24 protein-coding genes are annotated in these 23,203 nt (G+C 45.8%); 9 read left to right on the plus strand and 15 right to left on the minus strand.

The features are described from left to right. Nucleotides 1-132 precede the first annotated feature (132 nt). The 4 genes from QUA56_RS36835 to QUA56_RS14370 all read left to right on the plus strand — a co-directional run bounded on the left by QUA56_RS36835 (nt 133) and on the right by QUA56_RS14370 (nt 6,393). Nucleotides 133-240: a DUF6888 family protein gene (locus QUA56_RS36835; protein ID WP_445242910.1), complete on the plus strand. Its 108-nt coding sequence runs from the start codon at nt 133-135 to the stop codon at nt 238-240. Beyond that, a complete protein-coding gene (locus QUA56_RS14360) occupies nt 227-712 on the plus strand; it encodes a DUF6887 family protein (RefSeq protein WP_333358622.1) in 486 nt (161 codons plus the stop codon). The genes QUA56_RS36835 and QUA56_RS14360 overlap by 14 nt, the downstream gene beginning before the upstream one ends. Before the next feature lie 76 nt (nt 713-788). Next, nucleotides 789-4,919, plus strand: a complete 4,131-nt coding sequence (locus QUA56_RS14365) for an ATP-binding protein (protein WP_333358624.1) — start codon at nt 789-791, stop codon at nt 4,917-4,919. A 151-nt stretch (nt 4,920-5,070) separates the two neighbouring features. Beyond that, complete coding sequence (locus QUA56_RS14370; RefSeq protein WP_333358626.1) at nt 5,071-6,393, plus strand: response regulator; 1,323 nt, start codon at nt 5,071-5,073, stop codon at nt 6,391-6,393. Between the two features lie 242 nt (nt 6,394-6,635). Here the strand turns inward: QUA56_RS14370 and QUA56_RS14375 are convergent, their stop codons facing one another. The 6 genes from QUA56_RS14375 to QUA56_RS14400 all read right to left on the minus strand — a co-directional run bounded on the left by QUA56_RS14375 (nt 6,636) and on the right by QUA56_RS14400 (nt 9,069). Next, nucleotides 6,636-6,812 (minus strand): hypothetical protein, encoded by a 177-nt coding sequence (locus tag QUA56_RS14375; protein WP_333358628.1) that lies wholly within the window; start codon nt 6,810-6,812, stop codon nt 6,636-6,638. 39 nt (nt 6,813-6,851) lie between these two features. Continuing rightward, entirely contained in the window at nt 6,852-7,391 is a 540-nt protein-coding gene (locus QUA56_RS14380; protein WP_333358630.1) for a GIY-YIG nuclease family protein, read from the minus strand. A gap of 59 nt (nt 7,392-7,450) precedes the next feature. After that, the gene (locus QUA56_RS14385) at nt 7,451-7,777 is read right to left on the minus strand and encodes a hypothetical protein (protein WP_333358632.1); all 327 of its coding nucleotides are present in this window, start codon (nt 7,775-7,777) and stop codon (nt 7,451-7,453) included. A gap of 189 nt (nt 7,778-7,966) precedes the next feature. Next, nucleotides 7,967-8,107: a zinc ribbon domain-containing protein gene (locus tag QUA56_RS14390; protein WP_333358634.1), complete on the minus strand. Its 141-nt coding sequence runs from the start codon at nt 8,105-8,107 to the stop codon at nt 7,967-7,969. Nucleotides 8,108-8,281: 174 nt separating this feature from the next. Then, complete coding sequence (locus QUA56_RS14395; protein ID WP_333358636.1) at nt 8,282-8,416, minus strand: hypothetical protein; 135 nt, start codon at nt 8,414-8,416, stop codon at nt 8,282-8,284. A 2-nt stretch (nt 8,417-8,418) separates the two neighbouring features. Further along, nucleotides 8,419-9,069, minus strand: coding sequence for an IS607 family transposase (locus QUA56_RS14400; protein ID WP_333358638.1), 651 nt, complete (start codon nt 9,067-9,069; stop codon nt 8,419-8,421). Between the two features lie 387 nt (nt 9,070-9,456). Here QUA56_RS14400 and QUA56_RS14405 point away from each other — a divergent pair, with 387 nt between their 5' ends. Further along, complete coding sequence (locus tag QUA56_RS14405) at nt 9,457-10,254, plus strand: hypothetical protein (protein ID WP_333358640.1); 798 nt, start codon at nt 9,457-9,459, stop codon at nt 10,252-10,254. Nucleotides 10,255-10,435: 181 nt separating this feature from the next. Here the strand turns inward: QUA56_RS14405 and QUA56_RS14410 are convergent, their stop codons facing one another. From QUA56_RS14410 to QUA56_RS14425, 4 genes are all read right to left on the minus strand, one after another. Beyond that, a complete protein-coding gene (locus tag QUA56_RS14410) occupies nt 10,436-10,630 on the minus strand; it encodes a hypothetical protein (protein ID WP_333358642.1) in 195 nt (64 codons plus the stop codon). A gap of 4 nt (nt 10,631-10,634) precedes the next feature. After that, nucleotides 10,635-10,775 carry a hypothetical protein gene (locus QUA56_RS14415; protein ID WP_333358644.1) on the minus strand — a complete coding sequence of 47 codons (141 nt, stop codon included), beginning with the start codon at nt 10,773-10,775 and terminating at the stop codon, nt 10,635-10,637. Further along, nucleotides 10,768-11,670, minus strand: coding sequence for a sulfite exporter TauE/SafE family protein (locus QUA56_RS14420; protein WP_333358646.1), 903 nt, complete (start codon nt 11,668-11,670; stop codon nt 10,768-10,770). Before QUA56_RS14420 ends, QUA56_RS14415 begins: the two co-directional genes overlap by 8 nt. Before the next feature lie 80 nt (nt 11,671-11,750). Continuing rightward, a complete protein-coding gene (locus QUA56_RS14425) occupies nt 11,751-12,593 on the minus strand; it encodes a pentapeptide repeat-containing protein (RefSeq protein WP_333358672.1) in 843 nt (280 codons plus the stop codon). Between the two features lie 288 nt (nt 12,594-12,881). Between QUA56_RS14425 and ilvD the strand changes: the two genes are divergently transcribed. Beyond that, the gene (gene ilvD, locus QUA56_RS14430; RefSeq protein WP_333358648.1) at nt 12,882-14,567 is read left to right on the plus strand and encodes a dihydroxy-acid dehydratase; all 1,686 of its coding nucleotides are present in this window, start codon (nt 12,882-12,884) and stop codon (nt 14,565-14,567) included. 97 nt (nt 14,568-14,664) lie between these two features. On the opposite strand, the gene QUA56_RS14435 is transcribed toward ilvD, so the two are convergent. After that, nucleotides 14,665-15,195, minus strand: a complete 531-nt coding sequence (locus QUA56_RS14435; RefSeq protein ID WP_333358650.1) for a DUF937 domain-containing protein — start codon at nt 15,193-15,195, stop codon at nt 14,665-14,667. 163 nt (nt 15,196-15,358) lie between these two features. Between QUA56_RS14435 and QUA56_RS14440 the strand changes: the two genes are divergently transcribed. Further along, nucleotides 15,359-15,568: a hypothetical protein gene (locus QUA56_RS14440; protein WP_333358652.1), complete on the plus strand. Its 210-nt coding sequence runs from the start codon at nt 15,359-15,361 to the stop codon at nt 15,566-15,568. Between the two features lie 13 nt (nt 15,569-15,581). Here the strand turns inward: QUA56_RS14440 and QUA56_RS14445 are convergent, their stop codons facing one another. Beyond that, nucleotides 15,582-17,513: an ATP-binding protein gene (locus QUA56_RS14445; RefSeq protein WP_333358654.1), complete on the minus strand. Its 1,932-nt coding sequence runs from the start codon at nt 17,511-17,513 to the stop codon at nt 15,582-15,584. Between the two features lie 485 nt (nt 17,514-17,998). Further along, nucleotides 17,999-18,160, minus strand: a complete 162-nt coding sequence (locus QUA56_RS14450; RefSeq protein ID WP_333358656.1) for a hypothetical protein — start codon at nt 18,158-18,160, stop codon at nt 17,999-18,001. Between the two features lie 90 nt (nt 18,161-18,250). Here QUA56_RS14450 and QUA56_RS14455 point away from each other — a divergent pair, with 90 nt between their 5' ends. After that, complete coding sequence (locus QUA56_RS14455; protein ID WP_333358658.1) at nt 18,251-19,894, plus strand: GTP-binding protein; 1,644 nt, start codon at nt 18,251-18,253, stop codon at nt 19,892-19,894. A 338-nt stretch (nt 19,895-20,232) separates the two neighbouring features. On the opposite strand, the gene QUA56_RS14460 is transcribed toward QUA56_RS14455, so the two are convergent. Both QUA56_RS14460 and QUA56_RS14465 read right to left on the minus strand, forming a co-directional pair. Beyond that, a complete protein-coding gene (locus QUA56_RS14460) occupies nt 20,233-21,387 on the minus strand; it encodes an adenylate/guanylate cyclase domain-containing protein (RefSeq protein WP_333358660.1) in 1,155 nt (384 codons plus the stop codon). A gap of 170 nt (nt 21,388-21,557) precedes the next feature. Continuing rightward, nucleotides 21,558-21,803 carry a hypothetical protein gene (locus QUA56_RS14465; RefSeq protein WP_333358662.1) on the minus strand — a complete coding sequence of 82 codons (246 nt, stop codon included), beginning with the start codon at nt 21,801-21,803 and terminating at the stop codon, nt 21,558-21,560. Between the two features lie 355 nt (nt 21,804-22,158). Between QUA56_RS14465 and QUA56_RS14470 the strand changes: the two genes are divergently transcribed. Next, nucleotides 22,159-23,088 carry a phosphoribulokinase gene (locus QUA56_RS14470; protein ID WP_333358664.1) on the plus strand — a complete coding sequence of 310 codons (930 nt, stop codon included), beginning with the start codon at nt 22,159-22,161 and terminating at the stop codon, nt 23,086-23,088. Nucleotides 23,089-23,203 lie beyond the last annotated feature (115 nt).

Genomic DNA, 23,203 nt, shown 5'->3' on the forward strand with positions numbered 1-23,203 from the left:
TTAGATATTATTGGTGGAACCCGCCCCTACAAAATACGGTTTCGTAGGGGCGGGTTCACCAACAATAATCGCCCCAAACAAAAAATATCAAAAACCCGCCCAACCCAACCAACTTTTTTGATAAAGGCTATCGTGCGGCTCGATGAACGCACAAATAACATCTACATTTTGGCTGGTGAAACTATCGAAATAGAGATTTATCCTAACGGGCAATGGAGATACTCTGATGAACAGACCTAATTTTCAAACTATGAGCCGAAAAGAATTGCGAGCTTACGTACTTGCTCACCGAGAAGATAATGAGGCTTTCTATGCTTTTGTCGATCGGCTGCATGAATCTGTAGCCGTAACAGAGGCAGCAGTTGTTAAATGGTTGCACTTCCAGCACCCGAATCAAACTATTAATAAACTTCCCGAAAGCTACTCTAGCTTGACTTTGACAGATTCAGAGGGAAATCAAACAGAAGTGAAAATTCAAACGATGGGCAGTTCTCTGCCAACCAATAAGCCATTTATAGAGCTTTTAATTAATGACATAATTGCCGAGACACCGAAAAAAAATAGAGAAGTTATGACAGTTTTTGTCACTAGAAATGAATCAAATGCCAAACAGCTAGAAACAGAACTGACAGAAGCAAATTTTGACATCCGCGCCCAATCTTCGCTGGTAGTTGGCTATATTGAACCCGGAGGAACATTTCAGAGCCTGTAGGGCGCGCCAATTGCCGGGGGAAAAGGCAGGCTACAGCAGTTAAAATTCGATAAAAGAGCACAATTCCCTCACACCCATGCCCATTAATCCCCTCAACCGCCTAACCGCCAAATTTTTCAGCAAGCTTCCCCTGCGAACGGTTCTGATTGTTCCCTTTGTTTTGCAAACGGTAAGTGTAGTCTGGCTAGCGGGCTATCTTTCTTTCAAAAGCAGTCAGGAATCAGTCGAAGATGTAGCGCATCAGTTAATCGAACAAGTAGGAGAACGAATTAGCGATCGCCTCACCGATCGTAATGGGCTGTCGGCAATCAATACCTTTCTGGCTAGGCTGCACTTCTCTGCATCGGGACAAACTTTTATTATCGATCGATCGGGCAATCTAATTGCCACATCCACACTAGAAAAACTGTTTGTGACGCAAGCAAAAAACCAACCGACGCCATTGCTAGCCATCAACAGCAAGGATACCCGAACGCGAGATATTGCTCGACAACTCGCCAACCGATTTGGCAACTTCCGCACCCTGCAAACAACCCAGCAATTTACCCTGGCGAGCGAGCGATCGCGGCAGTTTGTCCGCGTCACTCCTTATCGAGATTTCCGCGGCTTGGATTGGTTGATTGTGGTGGTAGTGCCAGAGTCTGATTTCACGGCTCGCATTCAAGCAAATACGCGCAATACATTGTGGTTGTGCGTCGGTACGCTACCGCTGGCGATCGCGATCGGATTGTTGAGTTCCCGTTGGGTGACAAAGCCAATTATGCGCTTGAATACCGCCGCCAAAAATCTTGCAAAAGGAGAATGGGATCGACCTTTAGAAATTAGACGCTTGGATGAAGTCGGAGAACTGGCCAATTCCTTCAATCTGATGGCAGCGCAACTGCAACAGGCTTTTGCAGACCAAAAATCTTTAAATGAAGCTTTAGCGCACAGCGAGAACCAACTCAAGCAATTTATCGAAGCCATACCCGCAGGAGTATCTATCCACGATGTGTCGGGTAAAGTCGTCTACTTAAACCGCACTGCCAAGCGTTTGAGCGGTGTAGAAAATATCCCCGACGCGACTTTAGAAGAAGTGGTTGAAGTTTATCAAATCTACCGCCAAAACCAGCCGTATCCAACCGAAGAACTGCCCGCCTTCCGAGCGCTGCAGGGCGAAACGGTGTTCGTTGACGATTTAGAAATTCATCGAGATGGGGAAATTATTCCTCTGGAAGTGCGCGCCACACCAATTTTTGACGAATGCGGAAACATTATTTATGCCATCAATGCTTTTTCTAACATCGCACAGCGCAAACAATCTGAAAAAATCTTAACTGACTGCAATCGCACTTTAGAAGCCGAAGTTGCCGAACGTACCTCCGCCTTAGCTCGTGTTAACGAACTATTAAAATATGAAATTGCCGATCGCAAATTGCTAGAACAAAAATTTTACCCTTCTACGGAGCAATTTCTGAAAATATTTGAGTCGATCGCAGATATTGTATTAATTTTTGAACCGCGAGAAAGAACCATCCAAATTATACCGACCAAGGGGATTTTTCAATACAACTATCAGACTAATCAGATCGACTCCATCATCGAACAATTTTTTCATGAGGAAAGCCAGGAGATTTATTTCGCTCAAGTACGAATGGCATTGGAAACCAAACAAACTATTAGTTTTGATTACTGTCTGCGGATTAATAACCAAGAAGTTTGGTTTGCTGCTAAAATTTCGCCGCTGTCCGATAGATCCGCAGTTTGGGTAGCGCGCGACATTAGCGATCGCCAGTTTGCCGAATCCCGACTGCTGGAAGCCCAAAAAATTGCCCGTATTGGCAGTTGGGAACACGATATCGCCACAGCAACAACCACTTGGAGTCAGGAACTCTATCGCATTTACGAGATCGATCCGACTCAAAAACCGCTGCCAACCGAACAATTAATCGAGCGTTTTCATCCAGAAGATCGATCGCGCTATCTGGCAATTGTTGGCGATCGAGCTATGAAAGGACAAAGCTTTGAAATCGATCTGCGGTTGCTCCGCAGAGATGGATCGCTCAGTTACATTGAAGTCAGAGGGAAACCGATTTACGATGAAACAGGGCAGTTGAGCGGTTTGTTTGGCACTGTCTTGGATATTAGCGATCGCAAACAAGCCGAGTCAGCTTTGCGAGAAAGCGCGCAGGGGGAACAAGCCATTGCCCGATCGATCGATCGCATCCGTCAGTCCTTAGATATTGACACAATATTCAAAACCACAACCTCTGAACTGCAACAAACCCTAAAATGCGATCGTGTCGGTATCTATCGTTTTAATCCTGATTGGAGCGGGGAATTTGTTGCCGAATCAATGGCTCCGGGCTGGATATCTCTGATGCAAAAAACCGACGATTTTAATTGGCCAAACAACCTCGTCGAAGACACTCGCTGTACCGTGAAAACTCAGCAAGCCAGCGCTGAACCAGTGCTGGATACCTATCTACAAAAAAATCAAGGCGGTATGTACGCTAGAGGCGTTCCTTACCGCATAATTGAAGACATATACAGCGCTGGGTTGAGTCCTTGTTACCTGGAACTGTTAAAACAATTTCAAGCTAGAGCCTACGTTATTTTCCCCATATTTTGCGGCAGTCAACTTTGGGGTTTGCTCGCCAGCTATCAAAATTCTGTACCCCGCACTTGGCGCGAAGCAGAAATCAATATAGGGCTGCAAATTAGCACTCAACTAGGAGTCGCCTTACAACAAGCTCAATTGCTCGAAGCCACTCAACAGCAAGCAGTACAGCTCCAACAAGCCGCCTGGGCAGCAGAAGCCGCCAACCTCGCCAAAAGCACTTTCCTGGCAAATATGAGCCACGAACTCCGCACCCCGCTAAACGCAATTTTGGGATTCTCCCAATTGATGCAGCGCTCTACCAACCTCAATCGCGAACAACAGGAAAATATCCGCATCATCAACCGCAGCGGAGAACACTTGCTAGCTCTGATCGATCAAATATTAGATTTAGCCAAAATAGAGGCGGGACGCATTACCCTCAACCCAACAGACTTTAAATTAAGCCGCCTGCTGAACGAGGTGGAAGAGATGTTCCAACTCCAGGCACGGGAGCAACAATTACAGTTAACATTTGACTGCTCTAGCGATATTCCCGAATACGTGCAAACCGATCAACTTAAGTTGCGCCAAGTTTTAATTAATCTGCTTTCTAACGCCATTAAGTTTACGAAAGAGGGTGGCATTGCGGTAAGAGTAAGTGCGGCTATGGAGCGTGAAAATCAGCAATTACCAATCAGTAATTACCAATTACATTTTGAAATAGAAGACACTGGTTCCGGCATCGCTCCTGATGAGTTAGAGAAGCTTTTTCAAGCCTTCGTGCAAACCAAAACAGGAGCAACATCTCAGCAAGGAACAGGCTTGGGGCTGGCCATCAGCCAACAGTTTGTCAAGCTGATGGGCGGCATCATTACTGTGTGCAGTGAAGTAGGAAGCGGCACAACCTTCGCGTTTGATATCCCCGCCACCGCCGTTGATGCGGCGGCAATTCAACCCGTACAGCCGCCGCGTCGGGCGATCGCCCTGGAAGGCAATCAGCCGCGCTATCGTATTTTGATTGTGGACGATCGATCGGACAACCGCCAACTGCTGATCGGACTGCTCGCTGCCTTTAACTTTGAACTCAAAGAAGCCTGCAACGGTATAGAAGCTATTGAAATGTGGTCGAGTTTTGAGCCGCACTTAATTTTTATGGATATGTGGATGCCCGTGATGGATGGACACGAAGCGACGAAACGCATTAAAGCCACCGCTAAAGGTCAAGCTACCGCAATTATTGCCGTAAGTGCCGGTAAAGCCGAGGAAGCGCGAACCGTTACTGTATCAGATGATTGCGATGACTTTATCCACAAACCCTTTCGAGATGCAGACATCTTTGCCACCCTGCACAAACATCTGGGAGTGCGTTACATTTACGATGAACCGGAGAGTGTTCCCGAGTCAACTCAAATCGAGGCTCTGACTCCAGAGACTGTTGCAGCTTTACCCGCGGATTGGTTAGCAGCTTTAGAGAAAGCCACAATTGAGTGCGATTTAGAGTTAATTCTGATCCAAATTGAGCAAATTCGCGATCGAAATGACTCTTTAGCTACCGCTCTAGCCGCATTGGCTAACGAGTTTCTTTTCAATGAAATACTCGCTCTCATCCATCCCGAAACAAAATAAGAATGATATTACAGCAGATAGCAGGTTTATGAAGTACACCCCGGATAGATCGTATGGATCTATCCCCCCGTAGGGACACGGCAATGCCGTGTCCCTACTTCATAAACCTGCGATATTACAAACCTATAAATTTTATTTTACCAGACTAGATATGAATCACGAACCAACTCCCGTCTTAAAAGGGAATATTTTAATTGTTGATGATATTCCGGCTAATTTGCAACTTTTAGCTCAAATACTCTCGCAGCAAGGGTACAAAACACGCACCGCACCCGACGGCCAACTAGCTCTGCGGTCGATCGAGTTAACTCCTCCTGACTTGATTTTGCTAGACATCATGATGCCCGGTATGGACGGCTACAAAGTCTGCCAAGCATTGAAAGCTTCTCCCACAACTAAGGACATTCCGGTTATTTTTATCAGTGCTTTAAATGAAGTGTTTGATAAACTCAAAGCCTTTGAACTTGGTGGTATAGATTATATCACAAAACCGTTTCACGAACAAGAAGTTCTGGCGCGCGTCTCAAATCAACTCGTACAGCGCCAATTGTTTCAACAAACACAATCTTACGCCCAGCAACTCGAACAAACCTTAACTGAACTCAAGAGCACTCAAGCTCAGTTAATACAGAAGGAAAAAATGGCTTCTTTAGGTCAATTAGTGGCAGGGATTGCTCACGAAATCAACAATCCAGTCAACTTTATCTACGGCAATATTGCTCTAGCGGCGGACTATGCGCGAGATTTGCTTCGCCTCGTCGAATTGTACCGACATTACTACCCGCACCCCGTTCCAGAAATTATCGGCGAATTGGACGAGATTCAACTCGAATTCATCGCAGAGGATTATCCAAAACTGCTGAATTCGATGAAAGATGGTGCTTCTCGAATTAGCCAGATTGTGATGTCTTTGCGTAACTTCTCCCGCCTTGGCGAACAAAAGTACAAGCCAGTGGATATTCATGAAGGCATTGACAATACTTTAGTTATTTTGCAGCACCGGCTGAAGGGAGCAAACAAGGTCGGTGAGATTGAGGTCATCAAACACTACAGTCAACTGCCAAAAGTCACCTGTTACGCCAGTGAATTAAATCAGGTGTTCATGAACGTGCTAACTAATGCTATTGATGCCCTGGAAACTCAACAGTCTCGCCGAAAAATTACTATCAGCACTTCAGTAAGTTCTGACTCAGAACCTGCGCTGCACAATCAAGATTCAAAATTCGCCACTCAAAACTATAAATCCGTTGTGATTAACATTGCCGATAACGGTTGTGGGATGAGTGAGGACGTGCGCCACCAGATATTCGATCCATTTTTTACTACGAAGCCCGTAGGCCGCGGTACAGGATTAGGGTTGGCAATCAGTCACGATATTGTAGTGGAAAAACATCGAGGTCAAATCAGTTGTATTTCTGCTCCGGGACGAGGAACAGAGTTGATTTTGCAGATTCCGATATCTGTTAACAGTTAACATTTTAATGTTAAATGTTAACAGACGGAGATGATATAACCGTTTTCAGAAAGATGAGGTACGTAGTTGGGCTTCAGCCCTCTTAGGAATGAGAATTAAATAAAATCCACTTTTCATATTTGTTGTGGGATGGGCCAAAGAGCCCGTCCTTTCTGGGCGGGTTCTCTTGCCCATCCCACAAGAAAAAAGGGAAATTATTTAATTGACGATCCTTAGTTTTAAGTGGTTATATAATCTATCAATCATACCTCATCTTTTTGAGAAAGGCTATATATCAGATAGATTGTAGCCTCGCATCTGTAGGGAAACGGCAATGCCGTGTCCGGCGCGGAGATTGTGGAAACGGCAATGCCGTGTCCGTCGCGGAGATTGTGGAAACGGCATTGCCGTGTCCGGCACGGAGATTGGGGAAACGGCATTGCCGTTTCCCTACGGTTCGCAGCATCGGACTATTGTATTTACTTTAAATCCAGCAATCCGCTAGTTTTTAGCTTGGGATTAAACCGGATTTCTTCAGTTACACCGCGAGCTTTGAGGAGCGATAAAATTTCATTTTCCACCCGTCGCGCTACATTCTTCAACAATTTATCTTTGGCAATTTCATCGGCGAAGATACCTTCATAATTTGCCACTTCTTCGGCTGTCATCACTGTTTTGGTGTCGATGGGATCGTTCCACTTGGCAGCACCGGCACCGTTGCCCTGGGGCAGGGAACCGTTTTCCGCAATCCAACTTTCTCGAATGCTTTCTAGGATAGTGCGGCTGGGCTTCTCAATAGTTTGGATTTTCAGCCAGTAGCAATATTGGGTTTGGCGTACCAAATGCTGTTTGAGGCTGAGGTAAATGTCGCGAGAATAACCGACAAATTGGATCGCTTTGTCGCTGTCAAAAATCGCGTAAACGCCAATTTTTCCCTGGACAAAATCGGGCAATTTCCCCTCGGAGTCAATATAGGGAATAAATTCTAAGCTGGCGAGAGAGTGAATGTCTTCTGTCATCCGATTTGAGATTTTAGATTTGAGATTTTAGATTAAACCACAGATTAACCAGCCTTTACCTAATTCTTGAAAACGCGATAAACGGCACAGAGGCGGCTGGGTTTAAATATTTTGGCTTGGAACATGAAATTAGGCGGGACGTTGACGATCGCAAAATCGCTCGATTCGTGATACTTTTCAAATTCCGCAGGCATTCCCTTGGGCGTCTCGCTGCTGTAAGGGACGGGCTGAAAAAGTAACTCGGCAAACTCAATGCGCGAACACTGCAATTGTACGGCTACTTGTTGGAGAAAACTGTCACCGGTTAATAAACCGAACAGTGCAGTTTTAGCATCTGGTTCGAGGACAAAACTGCTATCGTAGCTTTCAATAATCTTGAGACCCATTTTCTGTATACTCCTCACAGACGGCGGTTAATGGTTAACTGCTTCGTAAAACTTATCTAAACTTATCTAAAGCCATCTTTAGATAATTCGAGCTTACTTCCTACGCTATTGGGTAGTCGGCTATCCCAAGATAAGTAGGCTATCCCCCTCCAGCCGAGGGTTCCCAGTTTAAAATATTGATACTGGCGTTTAAATCCCGATCGATCTGCCACAAACAGCACAATTATAAGTCCGAAGGTTGAGTGGCATATCTTTTTTATTCCCACAATTCGAGCAAGTCTTAGAACTAGGGAACCATTGGTCTACTATCCGTAAATTCGCTCCATACATTTGGCATTTGTAGTCGAGTTGACGTTTGAACTCATAAAACCCTAGGTCGGATATCGATTAAACGCATCTTTCAAGTCAATCAAGGCGTTCTGGTAAACTCGGCCCGACAACTGATTCATTCAAGCGAATTCAGGCTGTTTTTTGACGTGGTTAGTGAGAACTTTTTTGACCTCACTAATTACCTTCGAGTCCGAAAGCTTGGCCTCGCCATACATTTGGGTTCGCAAACTCAACCCGAAATCCTGCGTGTTTTGCCATCAAGGTTGCTTCGTTGTGATTCAATTTTAGCGATCGTTTGACGGCAAACATAATTAAACTTCTTTGGACTTGCTTGCTTGATTAAGTATAGAAGACTCCGGGCAAGGATCTACGCCCTCTACAATATTCTTAACTTTTGCTTTATATTTCCGCAATCCGTAGAGGCGCGAAGAAAAGCAGTCGATTATTGACAGTAAGTCTTGAGTCAGTTCTTCATGCGGTGAAAGGGTTTCGGCGTTGGCGACGATAACCGTCCCGCCATTCCACTGTAAAATTTGCTCGACCAGTTCAAAACCAAATCGGCACAGCCGATCTTTGTGAGCCACATACAGCATCTTGACTTCGCCTAATATCGCCCATTGTATGATTTGCAGGAATTTGGGACGCCTGAAGTTGAGTCCTCCCCCAATCTCCTGAATGGAGTCTGTGATGGAGATGCCTTGCGCTAAACAGAATTGCTCCATAGCTTGTGTCTGGCGAAGCAAGTCTTGTTTTTGCCCAGCGGATGAGACGCGGCAGTAGACGATAACTCGGTTTGGTGTTTTGCCTGTTTTCAGGTTTCGGGCGATACTAAGGTGATTTTCTGTATAAAGACGCTGGTTGCCCAGCGTCCTGTCAGGGATTAATTTGCCTTCACTTTCCCAGCGCCTTAGCGTAGAAGACGAAACTCCAATTAATTTCCCGAATTCTGCCACTTTCCACATAGAACTTCCTGTTGGGATTAACTATGAATAAGTTTAGCAAACTATTTGACGATTGGGTTTAACTCTTAAACGATCGACTTATCTTGAATTTTACCTGAAACTGACCGTTTAGAAGGCAGAAGGTATTCGGCACGGGGTCAATCGATTTGAGATTTGAGATTTTAGATTAAAGAATTGAAGTATTGACCCCACGGATAAATTCGGGGGCTCCTTTATCGGATACAGGTTTTTTATTTCTGGACGGATGAATCCGGGGGGTTGTATCCTTGATGCTTTCGGTCAATAAAAATACCACAACCCCGAAATTTTGACAAATAGCCCTGATTTATTTGCCGATCGCTTTTATCATGTCCCTATCGCAATCTACCAGACTACGACAAAAAGGCTATGCAGAAGATTGAAAAAGCATCATTCCCAGCTTTGAGAAGTGCCCCAAACCAGCCGGACTGGCTAGAATTGGCAGAATACGCCTCTGTGGCAGGTTCAGCGATTGGCACGATTGCTGCGGGATTGTCGGGCCAAATTCTCTATGCTGCTGCCCCCTTAACCGCAGCACTTTCGCTGAATCTCGCCAATCGCCAGCGTTTCGAGCAACAAATGCAACAAAAGGCAAATTCTGCGATCGCGGAGGTACAGGCCTCCGTAGAAGGTCGATCGCAGCAAGTTCAGATGCCACCTGGAAAACTTGCGAAACTCTACACCGCTGTCTCCGACTTGCAGCAGAAACTCCTGGGCTTGGAATCCGGCGCCATCGCCGACGTACAAGCTGCCGTAGCCTCCCTGGAACGCCAAGTGCAGGCGCTTCCGGCAGATTCTCAGGAGTTCAACACCATCCTGTCCGATTTGCAGCAAAAACTCCGCATTTTGGAAAATAGCGCCCTCAAAGAGCAAGATTGGGAAAATGTCAACGTCCGATTTTTATTGATGGAGGAAAAGTTAACTGAAGTTAAAACTATTACGGCTCAGTTGCAGGAGCGATCGAACCAAGTAGACTTGGATGAAATCCAAGGTTCTCTGAAGCAATTGCAGGATTTGCTCGATCGACCCACAATAGATGCAGGGATGCTGCAAACCGAGATTCAGCAGTTGCAGGAGCAAGTTTCCGAATTGCAGCGGCAAAATCAAGAAATTGTCAAGCCTTATTTGCAGCGTCTGACTCGCGCCGTGAAGAAACTTAGTCAGTAGTCAGCAGTCAGCAGTCATTAGTCATTAGTCATTAGTCAGCAGTCATTAGTCATTAGTCATTAGTCATTAGTCATTAGTCATTAGTCATTAGTCAGCAGTCATTAGTCATTAGTCATTGTAGCCTTAACCTTGTTACCAATGGGCTCTGCCTGGGAATACATACGCCGAGGCTCTGCCTCCATTACCAATTACCAATTATATCAATTCCGGTTGCACTCCTCGAAATGATTGTTGATTGTTGATTTTTGACTGTTGACTGTTGACTGCTGACTGTTGACTGTTGACTGCTGACTGTTGACTGCTGACTGCTGACTGTTGACTGTTGACTGTTGACTGTTGACTGCTGACTGTTGACTAAAATTATGTCAACTGACAACTGACTATTTGGAGATTTGAACAATACCGATGCAACCGGAAACGATATTAACCATTACAATTCCCAATTCCCAATTCCCAATTCCCAATTCCCAATTCCCCATTCCCAATTCCCCATTCCCAATTCCCCATTCCCAATTACCCATTACTAAATTTTTGCCAAGCTTGCCAGAAAACATAAATCGATAACACTGCCAAGAGCGATCGAAAAGCTAAACTAACAATACGATCGGGCAATTTCGGCAAAAACCGCGTGCTCACCTGCACGCCCAACAAACCGCCGCCGCCCAGAACCAACCCCAAAACCCACAAAACATTCCCATGCGCCGCGTGTCCCGCCGTCGCCGAAATTGCCGTAATGACGATGACGCCCAAGCTGGTTTGAATTGCGGTTTTAATGCTTTCTCCTAACAGCAAAATTTGCAGGGGAACCATAATCACGCCGCCGCCTACGCCAAACAAACCCGCTAATAAACCCGCCGCACTGCCGGTAGCAATTTTAGCAAAAGTTGGCTGGAATAAAATATTTGAATTATTGGGTAATTGGTAACTTGTACTGAGGGTAATTGTACTGAGCGAAGCCGAAGTAGCTGAAGTATTGGTAATTGGTAATTGAGCATTTTCCTCTTGTCCTCCCAGTTCCTCTGGTTCTGCTTCCGCTTTCTGATTAGCTGTCAGGCGCGCGCGCAATTCAATCAAAAAAATATTCAGCCACAGCAACAACCCAAAAGTAAGTAACAGCAAGTAAGGCGGAAATATCCCCGCCAAATAAGCACCGATTTGTGCTGTGATGACGGCGGGAAATCCGATGCCTGCGACTTGACTAAAGTTGAGGTAGCCCATGCGCCAATTCTGGATGCTGCCAGAAATAGCTGTGATGACGATCGACAAACCGCTAGTAGCAACCGCTTGCACCGGAGCGTAATTGAGAGCCACCAACAAAGGCACGAGCACCGTACCGCCGCCAATACCCAAAAATCCAGCTAGAATTCCGGCAAAAAATCCGGCCGCACCCAGCATCAATAATTCACTGATAGTCATTAGTTATTAGTCAACAGTTAACAGTTAACAGTTAACAGTTAACAGTTATTAGTCAACAGTTAACAGTTAACAATCAAATTTTAAGAGTCATGAGTTGTGCCGTCGGGCATAATTGCCCGCCTCAAATCTGCATCGCGGAAGTTAGTTCTATTGAGATTAGCGTCAATCAAAACCGCTTCCACCAAAACAGCCCCGCTAAAATTAGACCAGTACAGCTTGGCCCGGTACAAATTAGCACCGCTCAAGTTAGCTCTTGCCAGCGTTGACCAACTCACATTAGCAACTCTCAAATTAGCATTACTCAGATTAGCTTCGCTCAGATTAGCTCCCACCATCGTTACTTGGCGCAAGTCTGCACCAGTCAGGTTTGCCCCGCTCAGCATCGCCCCGCTAAGAATTGCCTGATTCAGGTTAGCTCTTTCTAAAAGCGACTCGCTAAGGATGGCATTTGTCAGGTTTACCGCTTTGAGAGTTGACCAACTCAAATTTGCTTTCATCAAATTAGTGCGAATCATGCTAGCGTCGGTTAAGTTGGCCGCAAACAAATTCGCTTCGGTAAAGTTGGCTTCGGTCAAATTAGCTTCCGTCAAATTAGCCTTGGTCATGTTGACTTCTCTCGCCATTGAGCCGCGCAGGTTGGCTCCCACCAGGTTAGCCCCGCTGAGATTGGCGCGGCTCAAATCGGTACCGATGAGATTTGCTTCGCTGAGGTTGGCTTCCGTCATCTCCACCCCTGCCAATTTCACCTCGCGCAAGTTCGCTCCTGTCAGGTTAGCGCCTTTGAGGTTTGCGTCTTGGAAATTCGCTCTGGTAAAGTTAGCCTCGCTGAGGTTTACCCCTATTAAGTCGGCCCCGGTGAGGTTAATCTCTCGAAAATTTCTTTCTCCGGCCGCATATTGCCTCAGAATTCGATCGGCCTCCATGTCATTCGCCTCGCAATTATTTTCAAACGTTAGAGTGATGGGTGTTACCACATCATCCCAGATAACCACGGTATTCACCCTGCACGCTGTAGTATCTGTAGAATCTTTGCACTGCTTTCCTGGCACTGCTGTGGTGCTCCCTCCTCAAGGGCCTGACAAATATCAACGCTTCTGAGAAAATCAAACATAGGGTAAAACTCTCGGCACTGGGCAGTAAAACAGCCAGCAGCAAAGAAAAACTGACAACAGACAACTGAAAAACAGACAACTGACAAAGGAAATTTTAAAATGCCTGAAAATTTGAGAAGCCAAGCTGTGACTGGAGGCGTACAGCGCGCGCCCAACCGGGCAATGCTGCGGGCAGTCGGTTTTGGCGACGGCGATTTCACTAAGCCCATTGTGGGAATTGCCAACGGCTACAGCACGATTACGCCCTGCAATATGGGATTGAACGACCTGGCTTTGCGGGCTATTGCGAGTGCAAGGGAAGCCGGCGCGATGCCGCAGATGTTCGGCACGATTACTATCAGCGACGGAATCTCGATGGGAACTGAAGGGATGAAATATTCTCTGGTATCGAGAGACGTGATTGCTGATTGCATCGAAACTGTTTGCAACGGCCAAAGTATGGACGGTGTGCTGGCTGTGGGCGGTTGCGATAAAAATATGCCGGGGGCGATGATTGCGATCGCCCGCATGAACATTCCTGCTATTTTTGTCTACGGTGGCACCATCAAACCCGGACACCACAACGGACGCGATTTAACCGTTGTCAGCGTTTTTGAAGCAGTCGGTCAATTCAGCGCCGACAAAATTGATGAAACAGAGCTCACCGCAGTAGAAAAAAAAGCTTGTCCGGGTGCCGGCTCCTGCGGCGGAATGTACACGGCAAATACGATGTCGAGCGCTTTTGAAGCGATGGGCATGAGCTTGCCCTATTCTTCGACAATGGCTGCTGAGGATGCCGAAAAAGCTGACAGCGCTGCCGAATCTGCCACAGTTTTGGTGGAAGCGATTCGCAAACAGTTGTTGCCGAGCCAAATTTTGACACGCAAGGCCTTTGAAAATGCGATCGCGGTAATTATGGCGATCGGCGGTTCAACCAACGCTGTGCTGCATTTATTGGCGATTTCCAATGCGATCGGCGTTGAACTGTGCCTCGACGATTTTGAAACAATTCGAGCCAAAGTGCCCGTGCTGTGCGACCTCAAACCAAGCGGCAAATACGTAGCCGTCGATTTGCACAAAGCAGGCGGCATTCCTCTAGTCATGAAAATGCTGCTAGAACAGGGTTTGCTGCACGGCGACGCCCTGACAATTAGCGGCAAAACAGTTGCCGAAGTGCTCGCAAATATTCCCAGCGAACCCCGAACCGACCAAGACGTAATTCGCCCTTGGAACAACCCGATGTACGCCCAAGGACATTTAGCAATTTTGAGGGGAAATCTGGCAACAGAAGGAGCCGTTGCTAAAATTACTGGCGTTAAAAAACCGCAAATTACCGGCCCGGCCCGCGTATTTGAATCTGAAGAAAATTGTTTGGATGCAATTTTAGCGGGCAAAATTCAAGCCGGAGATGTGATTATCATCCGCTACGAAGGGCCCAAAGGCGGGCCGGGAATGCGCGAAATGTTAGCACCAACTTCGGCAATTATTGGCGCAGGTTTGGGCGATTCTGTGGGGTTAATTACTGACGGTCGCTTCTCTGGCGGAACTTACGGCATGGTTGTCGGTCACGTTGCACCAGAAGCGCAAGTTGGCGGCACAATTGCTTTAGTAAAAGAGGGCGATTCAATTACGATTGATGCTAAGAATCGGTTGTTGCAGCTCAATATTTCTGATGCAGAATTGGAGCAGCGGCGCGCTCTTTGGCAGCCTCCTAAACCTCGCTATACTAAAGGCGTTTTGGCTAAATACGCTAAGTTGGTTTCTTCTAGCAGTGTTGGTGCTGTGACTGATTTGGGTTTGGGTTAAAGTAGGAGTTTTTGTAACCGCAGATCGACGCAGATCAAATCCTATCTGCGTTCATCTGTGTCCATCCGCTGATATCTGCGGTTACAAAAATCCCAAATTAACTGCGCTGATTCAAAAAGCGGCTAGCCATCGACATTGCGTCAGTAATATCTACATCGCCGTCTCCATCTCCATCTAAAAACGCATTCAAAACGGGATTTCCGCTTATGGCAGGATTTTGAGCGTTGGTGCCGGTTTTTAGCAAATTCAGTACGATCGGCACCAAAACAGGTATCATCGCTTGCACTGTCGCGTTATTTAAACCAGTTCTTTGGGCGATATCGGTCACTATCTGCGTCAGTTGGCCGGCTCCGAACAAACTCTCTACCGCTTGCGGATTGGGATTTGTGCCGCTAAATTGGTTGACAACTTCTTGAGCTTGTGCGTCTCCCGACTGCGATCGCACGTCTTGCAATGCCGATCGCACGTATCCGCCCAAAACCGACATTGCTAGCTGAGTCGTGCCCGCATCGACGCCGTGGTTGCCGCTCAACTGCTCTACCGCACCGAGAATGTTGCCCAACTGATTGGGACTTGCTTGTTGGTTGGGATTGTCGATCGCGCTCAAAATTTGGTCAAATAGTCCCATAATTTTTGCTCCGTACAGTTGTTTCTCAACTTTAAATTATAGCAAATCCTGTTTTTCAAGATTACGAAAAATAGTTTTGATTTGGGTATTATCGCTCATTGAGTGGTCTAGCGACAGCCATTCAATCGATTTTAGATTTTAGATTTTAGATTTTAGATTTGGAATGAATTATGATATCGTTTCCGGTTGCATCGGAATCATATCGAGTCAACAGTTAACACTCAACTATTCAGTTTTTCGACTCCTAGTCAACAGTCAACAGTCAACAGTCAACAGTCAACAGTCAACAATCACGGACGGTGTAACCGGAATTGATATGACATCAGAGTGGGGAGCTTGCTTGCAGTTGCATTCTGTTTTGAAACAGGGATAAAAACTGATAATTTTTAAGTTTTTACAGTTCCTCTCTTTTCGGACTTTGTTGGTGCGTTCGCGTTGCAAAGGGAATTATATTCGCGAGCAATTGAAGGTTCTAAAAGCGTATTTGGCATTAAATCCTCATGTTTAATCGGCAGGGCGATCGTAAATTCCGTCCCCGTTCCCACCTCCGACCAAAAGTTAATCGTCCCGCCGTGTTTCTTGACAATAATTTCGCGACCGATTGCCAATCCCAAACCAGTACCGACACCTCTCGGTTTAGTCGTAAAGAATGTTTCAAACATTTTTTCTTGACTTGCTGGCGCTATTCCCGTACCGTTATCGGAAATTCGCACTACCACGGAGTCCTCGTCCAAGTATTCTGTAGCAATCACAATCCTGGGCAAAAAACTCGGTGCTTCCTGTTTGATCGACTCCGAAGCCGATTGTTTTTTCGCCTCCTCAAAACTTGTTTTCTCACTTTTTGCTTTCTCTTCCACAGCATCTAGTGCGTTGTTCAGAATGTTCACAAACACCTGGTAAAGCAAACCCATATATCCTTCAACATTCGGAATGTTCCCGTAATTTCGCACCACTTCAACGCCCTGTTTGACTCGGCTGTTGAGAATCAGCAAACTGCTGTCTATGCAGGCGTGCAAATCGACGGGATGAGGGGCCGCATCGTCGATGCGAGAAAAATCTTTCAAACTTAAGATAATAGCTTTGGCTCTTTCAGCCCCTACTTGCATGGAGTCTAATATTTTTATCAAATCTTCTTTGAGAAAATCGATGTCTATTTCTTCGCCTTTTTCGATCACTGCAGCAGGCGCGTTGGAGATTTCTGTTTCGTAAGTGTTGAGCAAATCTAAAATATCTTCAACATAATGTCTCGCCGGGTCGATATTGGCATATATAAAATTGATTGGGTTGTTAACTTCGTGAGCAACACCGGCCAACATCCGCCCCAAAGTTGCCATTTTCTCATTTTGAAGTATGTGGCTTTCTTGTTCGGATTTCAATTCTTCTAGCAAGTGATTTACTTTCTGAATCAGTTGATTCAGCGAAGATGCCAATACTCCCACTTCATCGGTGCTGGTAACAGGTACTTGCAACTGAAAATTAGACTCTTGGGTCACTCGCTGAGCGATATTAGTTACAGCGGCGAGGGGTTTGGCGATCGCCCGACTGGTGAAGCCCGCCAGCAGTGCTGCAACGACGATCGACAGCGCCATGCTACCAAAAATTATTTGCACCCGCAGCGCCTGCGCTCGCAGCAGGGCCTCCCGCGCTGCATCTTCTTGCTCTTGGGCGCGATCGATAATTTCTGCTATATCATTGACCGCCCTATCTAGTTCCAACCCAATTTTATCTCGATCTAAATTAGACAGCAACTTGCGTTTAACACTTTTTTGAGCGGGGTTATTTGGCAAATTACTTATTTTTTGATTGACCATTTCTAGCTGATGAAGGTAATTAGACAGTAGCGAAGCGTAATTGGTTTTAAAATTTTGTAAACCTTCTACCTCTTCCATGTCTTTCTGACTTTCAATTTCAGATATGGACAACTTCAAACTGTAGGTATTGTTTTGTAGCTGTTGGTATTTGCGGTCAAATATTTCAGGCTGTTCGATCCAGTAAATCAGCCGCTCTTGGCTGTTTTGCGTCCGCAGTAAAGCCACCTGCAACTTATTTAAAAGCCGACTTTCTCGATCGATGTGTACTTGATTGTTCGTTCTGCGATAGTAATGATTGCCCGCCAACATCCCGACAGTCGTTCCCCCAATCGCAACACAAAGAGCCAGTGCGTACCCGCGCCAGATTTTGTCGCTAATACTGAGGTTGCCAAAGGAACGGGCTATTTGAGCGAAATAATTAAGCTTTGGTGGCTGGCTGTCTTTGAAGTTATGCTCGCAAGAGGTAGGGAGTGTTTGTGAAGGCTGATTCAGATGTTTGAGCTGCATAGATGCTAACCTGTGAATAATTCACGCACTGACAATTCAGTCTAACTTAACTTGCGACTGATTTGAGAGTATGGCATGGATACTTAATTTGATAATTTTTGTGAATTAGGACGTTTTTACCTTGCCTGAGAAACCCGGTTTCTCGTTTCTACTTTCGGAGCTTCCAGGACGCATTTACGTTAAGAAACCGGGTTCCTGGGTACTTAATCGGATATTTATTTGTGATAAAAAACTATTGATCGAATCGCGATCGAATAAATTACCGAATAAATACAGCAGATTCCACATTTATGAAGTACACCCGCTTCTCGATCGCTCCCCGTAGGGACACGGCAGTGCCGTGTCCCTACACTTCACAAACCTGGAATACGCTGTAAGTAGGTAGGTGCAAATAAACCAGCCTGCGGTTCGGGCGGGCGATTCTCTACGGGATAGCTACGCTTCACGGCTGTAGCTCAGTTATCGCGCAAGCTACAATGGCAGACTCAGGCGCGATCGCACTTGTCCGTCCCGCTGGCGCTCAAACCCCGCAAATCTCGCCCACTCCCCGGAAAAGCAGAATCGGGATTTGCGGGATCGGGGAATACGATCCTCTTCGTTGGCGCAGCCCCCGTAGGGGCGGGCTTCGCTAACGGGCGCTTCGCCATTTTAGATTTTAGATTTTAGATTTGCAATGACTGATGACTATCGGCGTAATGTAAAAATCAAAGCATAACCCTTTTATTTGCCGCTCACTCATGCCTTTGCCGCGCCTGTTAACCTTAATTGCTGCTTTCTGCCTCGCCCTGGGGCTGATTATTGGGCTGGTGAGTTCCTTAACAGGGCTTTACAGTCAAGTTGCGTGGTCTGCTTCTCCGCTGCTGGCTAATTTGCTGATTTTCTTGATAATTGTACTTTTGGGAACGTTAATTTTTGCGCTGGTTTACTATTTTAGGCTGCTGCAACGCCCTCAGAAAGTTAAGGGAAAACGGGCGATTAATCCGAAGGTTCCTGTTGTGAAAAGTGAAGCTGCTTCGGAAAATCTCAAAGCAATCAGGCAACAAGTCGATCGCATTCAAGATGAAGTAGCGCGGCAAGCTTTGCTGTTGAGAACTCGCGAAATTGAAGCTAGCATGGCTCGCGGCAGCGTTCGAGTAGTTGTTTTCGGTACCGGTTCTGCAGGCAAAACTTCCGCAGTGAATGCGCTGGTGGGGCGGATGGCGGGACAGGTGGGCGCGCCGATGGGAACTACCGAAGTTGGCGAAACTTACACTCTGAAATTGAAAGGAATCGATCGAGAATTAGCAATTACCGATACCCCAGGCATTTTGGAAGCGGGAGTAGCGGGAACTTACAGAGAGGAATTGGCGAGGCAGTTGGCGGCGAGGGCAGATTTGATCTTATTTGTTTTGGACGGCGATTTGCGAAAATCCGAGTACGAACCGCTGCGGACTTTGGCGGAAATTGGCAAAAGGTCGATCGTGGTTTTTAACAAAGTTGACCTTTATCCCGACACCGACAGAGATGAAATTGTCACTAGACTGCAGCAGCGAGTCAAAGGTTTGGTATCAGCAATGGATGTAGTCGCGATTAGCGCCAATCCGCAAAAAGTTGTACTAGAAGACGGCACAATTTTTCAGCCAGACCCGGATATTATGCCATTAATTCGGCGCATCGCTGCGATTTTGCGAGCCGAAGGCGAAGACTTAATTGCGGATAATATTTTGCTGCAATCTCAGCACTTGGGAGACCAAGCGCGCAAGTTAATTGACGCTCAAAGAAGGCGGCAAGCTGATAAAGTAGTAGAGCGATTTCAGTGGATCGGAGCCGGAGTAATTGCCGTAACGCCTTTGCCAGTTGTGGATTTGTTAGCGACAGCAGCAGTTAACGCTCAAATGGTAGTAGAAATTGCCAAGATTTACGGCTGCGAATTAAATATCGATCGCGCGAAAGAATTGGCCTTGTCTCTTGCAAAAACCCTAGCAAGTTTGGGAATAGTTGAAGGCGTAATTCAAGTAGTATCAAGGGCGCTACAGTTAAGCGTAGCCGGGTTTATACTTGGCAAAGCAATTCAAGCAGTCAGCGCCGCTTATTTAACCAGAATTGCCGGTAAAAGTTTTATTGAATATTTCCGCCACGACCAAGATTGGGGCGACGGCGGCATCGCCGAAGTCGTGCAAAGGCAGTTTCAGTTAAATCGGAAAGACGAGTTTGTCAAAGCATTTGTCAAAGATGCGATCGCCCGCGTTGTCGAACCTCTGAACATTTATCAGCAGGAATCGGAACCGGAATTAGAAATGTCAGCCGAATTGGAATCAGAAATAGAACCAGAACCCTTGTATCAGCAGCCGCCATACGAGGATTGGGAAACTTACAGCAACAAGCGAAAGGATGACTGGTAATTAGTCATCAGTCATTAGTCATTAGTCATTAGTCGTCAGTCATTGTATCGTGTCCGCTTCAACAAATGTAAATCCAGTCGGGGCGGGTTTCACCAACAATCTTTCATTCATAGGAGTTACGCTCATAAACCGGGTTTCTCACCCCCAATGCGTAAGTTCTGTTTAATTGGATATAGCCTTTCTCAAAAAGATGAGGTATGACTGACAGCTTACATAACCAGCCAGACTAAGAGGGCCCAAGCCCAACAACGTACCTCATCTTTCTGAGAACCGCTATATGAGCTAACAACTAACAACTAACAACTAACAACTAACAACTAACAACTAACAACTAACAACTAACAACTAACAACTAATAACTTATTTCGCCCCAGCAACAAATAAACCATCATTTCTCCTTTACCTTTAATCTCAACAGCACCGCGCATTTTAAACAAAAATTTATCTTTTAAACGATCGTAAACCGCATCTGTTACCTGAATTTCTCCCGGAATACCGTTTGATTCCATCCGTTGAGCAATATTCACTGTATCCCCCCACAAATCGTAACTAAATTTAGTTAAACCAATGACTCCCGCCACTACGCTACCAATATTGATCCCAATACGCAGACTAAAGCTTTGATTGTTTTTGAGATTGAAGCTAGCGACAGCAGCTTGCATATCTAGTGCCATTTGGGCGATCGCAAAAGCGTGATTTTCCTGCGGTTCCGGCAAACCGCCGACTACCATGTAAGCGTCACCCATAGTTTTGATTTTCTCCAAACCGTGCCGCAACGACAACTCGTCAAATTGACTAAAAATTTGATTCAGAACTTTCACCGTTTCTCCTGCACTTTTTTGAGAGGCAAAACTCGTAAATCCCACCAAATCTGCGAATAAAACGCTGACATCCGAAAAGCTGTCAGCAATTATGCTTTGTCCCTCCTGCAAGCGATCTGCAATGGCTTTCGGCAAAATATTTAATAGCAGTTCTTCAATTTCTTCTTTCTGCAATTTGGTTGTTTCCAACAGCAACCGCGTTTCAATTTCTGCCTGTTCGCGATAGGCGATTTCCCGGCGATACATCTTATTTTTATCCCTGAGTTGCAACTCTAGTTCCCGCAGCCGCAATTGATTTTCAACCCTAGCTACCACCTCTACGGCTTCAAAAGGTTTAGTAATGTAGTCTACCCCGCCAGCATTAAAGGCTTTCAGCTTATGAGAAACTTCTACCAAAGCACTCAAAAAAATAATGGGAATGCCGCGAGTGCGATCGCTCGCTTTCAAGAGATTGCAAACTTCATAACCATCGAGACCGGGCATCATAATATCAAGTAAAATCAAGTCAGGCTGAGTCAAATCCACAGAATCGAGCGCTACTTTGCCGCTATGTGCAAGCCGTACTTCATAGCCTTTCTTCGATAAGATCCGCTCCAGTAACGATAAATTGTTAAGATTGTCGTCAACAATTAAAATACTGCCCCTAAATTTTTCAGAATATGGTTGATTCATCGGCTTACTGCGGGCTTAGTTAAACTGAATATTTGTTTAAATTTAGAACTTACGCACCGGTGTGTCGAAACTGTTTTTTTCTGGAAAATACTACTTCGTTGCAGCAGGCGAGCAAAAGTAAAAAAAAACCGTTTCTGAGGGTGGGAATGCATCCTTGACTCAAATTTATATTAATTTGTCAAAACAGCGAAAGCTTTGGCTAAAACTTCATATTCCGGGTAAATTCGATCGCCCTCCGCGTCGATTGATTGACTGGCAAGTTGATTCACTGCTTGCTGCCCGTTTTGAAACCAAAAATATCGCACCAGTCCCACCGCTGCTGCAATTTGCACTACAAAAGAGACTACCGGGACACTTTGCAGGGGTAATTTTGCCGAAATTCTGACAGTAGCCGGATTCAAAAGTACGATCGACACAGCGGGCGGTTGAGAAATAGGCGTGATTTTTTAATCAGATGCTTCCTGAGTCTCCGGTGCCGCATTATATTAAGAAATTTTACAATAATTTTACACATTGGGGAGACTCCGGGGGAGCAAGTCAATCGATTTTAGATTTTAGATTTTAGATTTTAGATTGACCCCACGGATAAATGCTCTTTCTTGAGGATTTTCGATTTTCGATTTTAGATTGATTCCACGGATAAATCACGTGGCGGGTACCACCTTTGAAATTCTTGGTCAAACCATCCGAGCGAGCGATCGGATCGAACACAATTTTGATACGATTTAAGATTGACAACAAAATTTGCTAGTGTCCGGCGAGGTAAAAACAATGAGCGATCGACCAATTATTCTCGGTATTGTCGGAGACAGCGCAGCGGGCAAAACCACCCTGACGCGGGGAATTGCCCAAGTATTGGGGCCAGAAAATGTCACTGTGATTTGCACGGACGACTATCACCGCTACGACAGAAAACAGCGGGCCGAAATCGGGCTGACAGCACTGCATCCCGACTGCAATTACCTCGACATCATGCAGCAGCACCTCAGCCTGCTACGCACCGGACAAGCAATTCTCAAACCCATCTACAACCACACCACAGGTAATTTCGATCCGCCGGAATACATCAAGCCCAGTAAATTTGTAATAGTTGAAGGTTTGCTGGGTTATGCAACCCGAACAATCCGCGATTCTTACGACGTAAAAGTGTATCTCGCTCCCCCAGAAGAGCTGCGAACTGAGTGGAAAGTTAAGCGCGATATCATGAAGCGCGGTTATACTGAAGAACAGGTGCTTGCAGAAATACAAAAGCGGGAATCGGATTCAGAAGACTTCATTCGCCCCCAGCGTCAATTTGCCGACGTTGTAGTTAGTTTTTACCCGCCCGAAGCGGAAAATGAATCAAATTTGAACGTCCGTTTAGTGCTCAGGCCGACAATTCCTCACCCTGATTTTACTGAGATTTTAGGTCGAGGCAGTGATAATTTTAAACCTGCAATTCGCTTGGAACTCGATCGGGATATGGGCAAACCTGTTGACGTTTTGGAAGTAGACTCCCACGCTACCAGCGATCAAGTAAACGAACTGGAAATGATGTTGTGTAACGAGTTGCCACACCTGCGGGGATTTTGCACCGCCCAAGGCAACCCGGAAATTGGCAAACTGATCGGCACAACTGGCGAAGTTTTGCAAAGTTACCCGCTAGCTTTGACGCAGTTGCTAGTTGCATATCACATGATGAAAGCAATTCACGTCTATTAGTTAGTTGTTAGTTGTTAGTTGTTAGTTGGCAGTTGTTGGTTGTTAGTTGTTAGTTGTTAGTTGTTAGTTGTTAGTTGTTAGTTGTTAGTTGTTAGTTGTTAGTTGTTAGTTGTTA

It is taken from the genome of Microcoleus sp. N3A4, from assembly GCF_036701805.1.
Lineage (GTDB): Bacteria > Cyanobacteriota > Cyanobacteriia > Cyanobacteriales > Microcoleaceae > Microcoleus.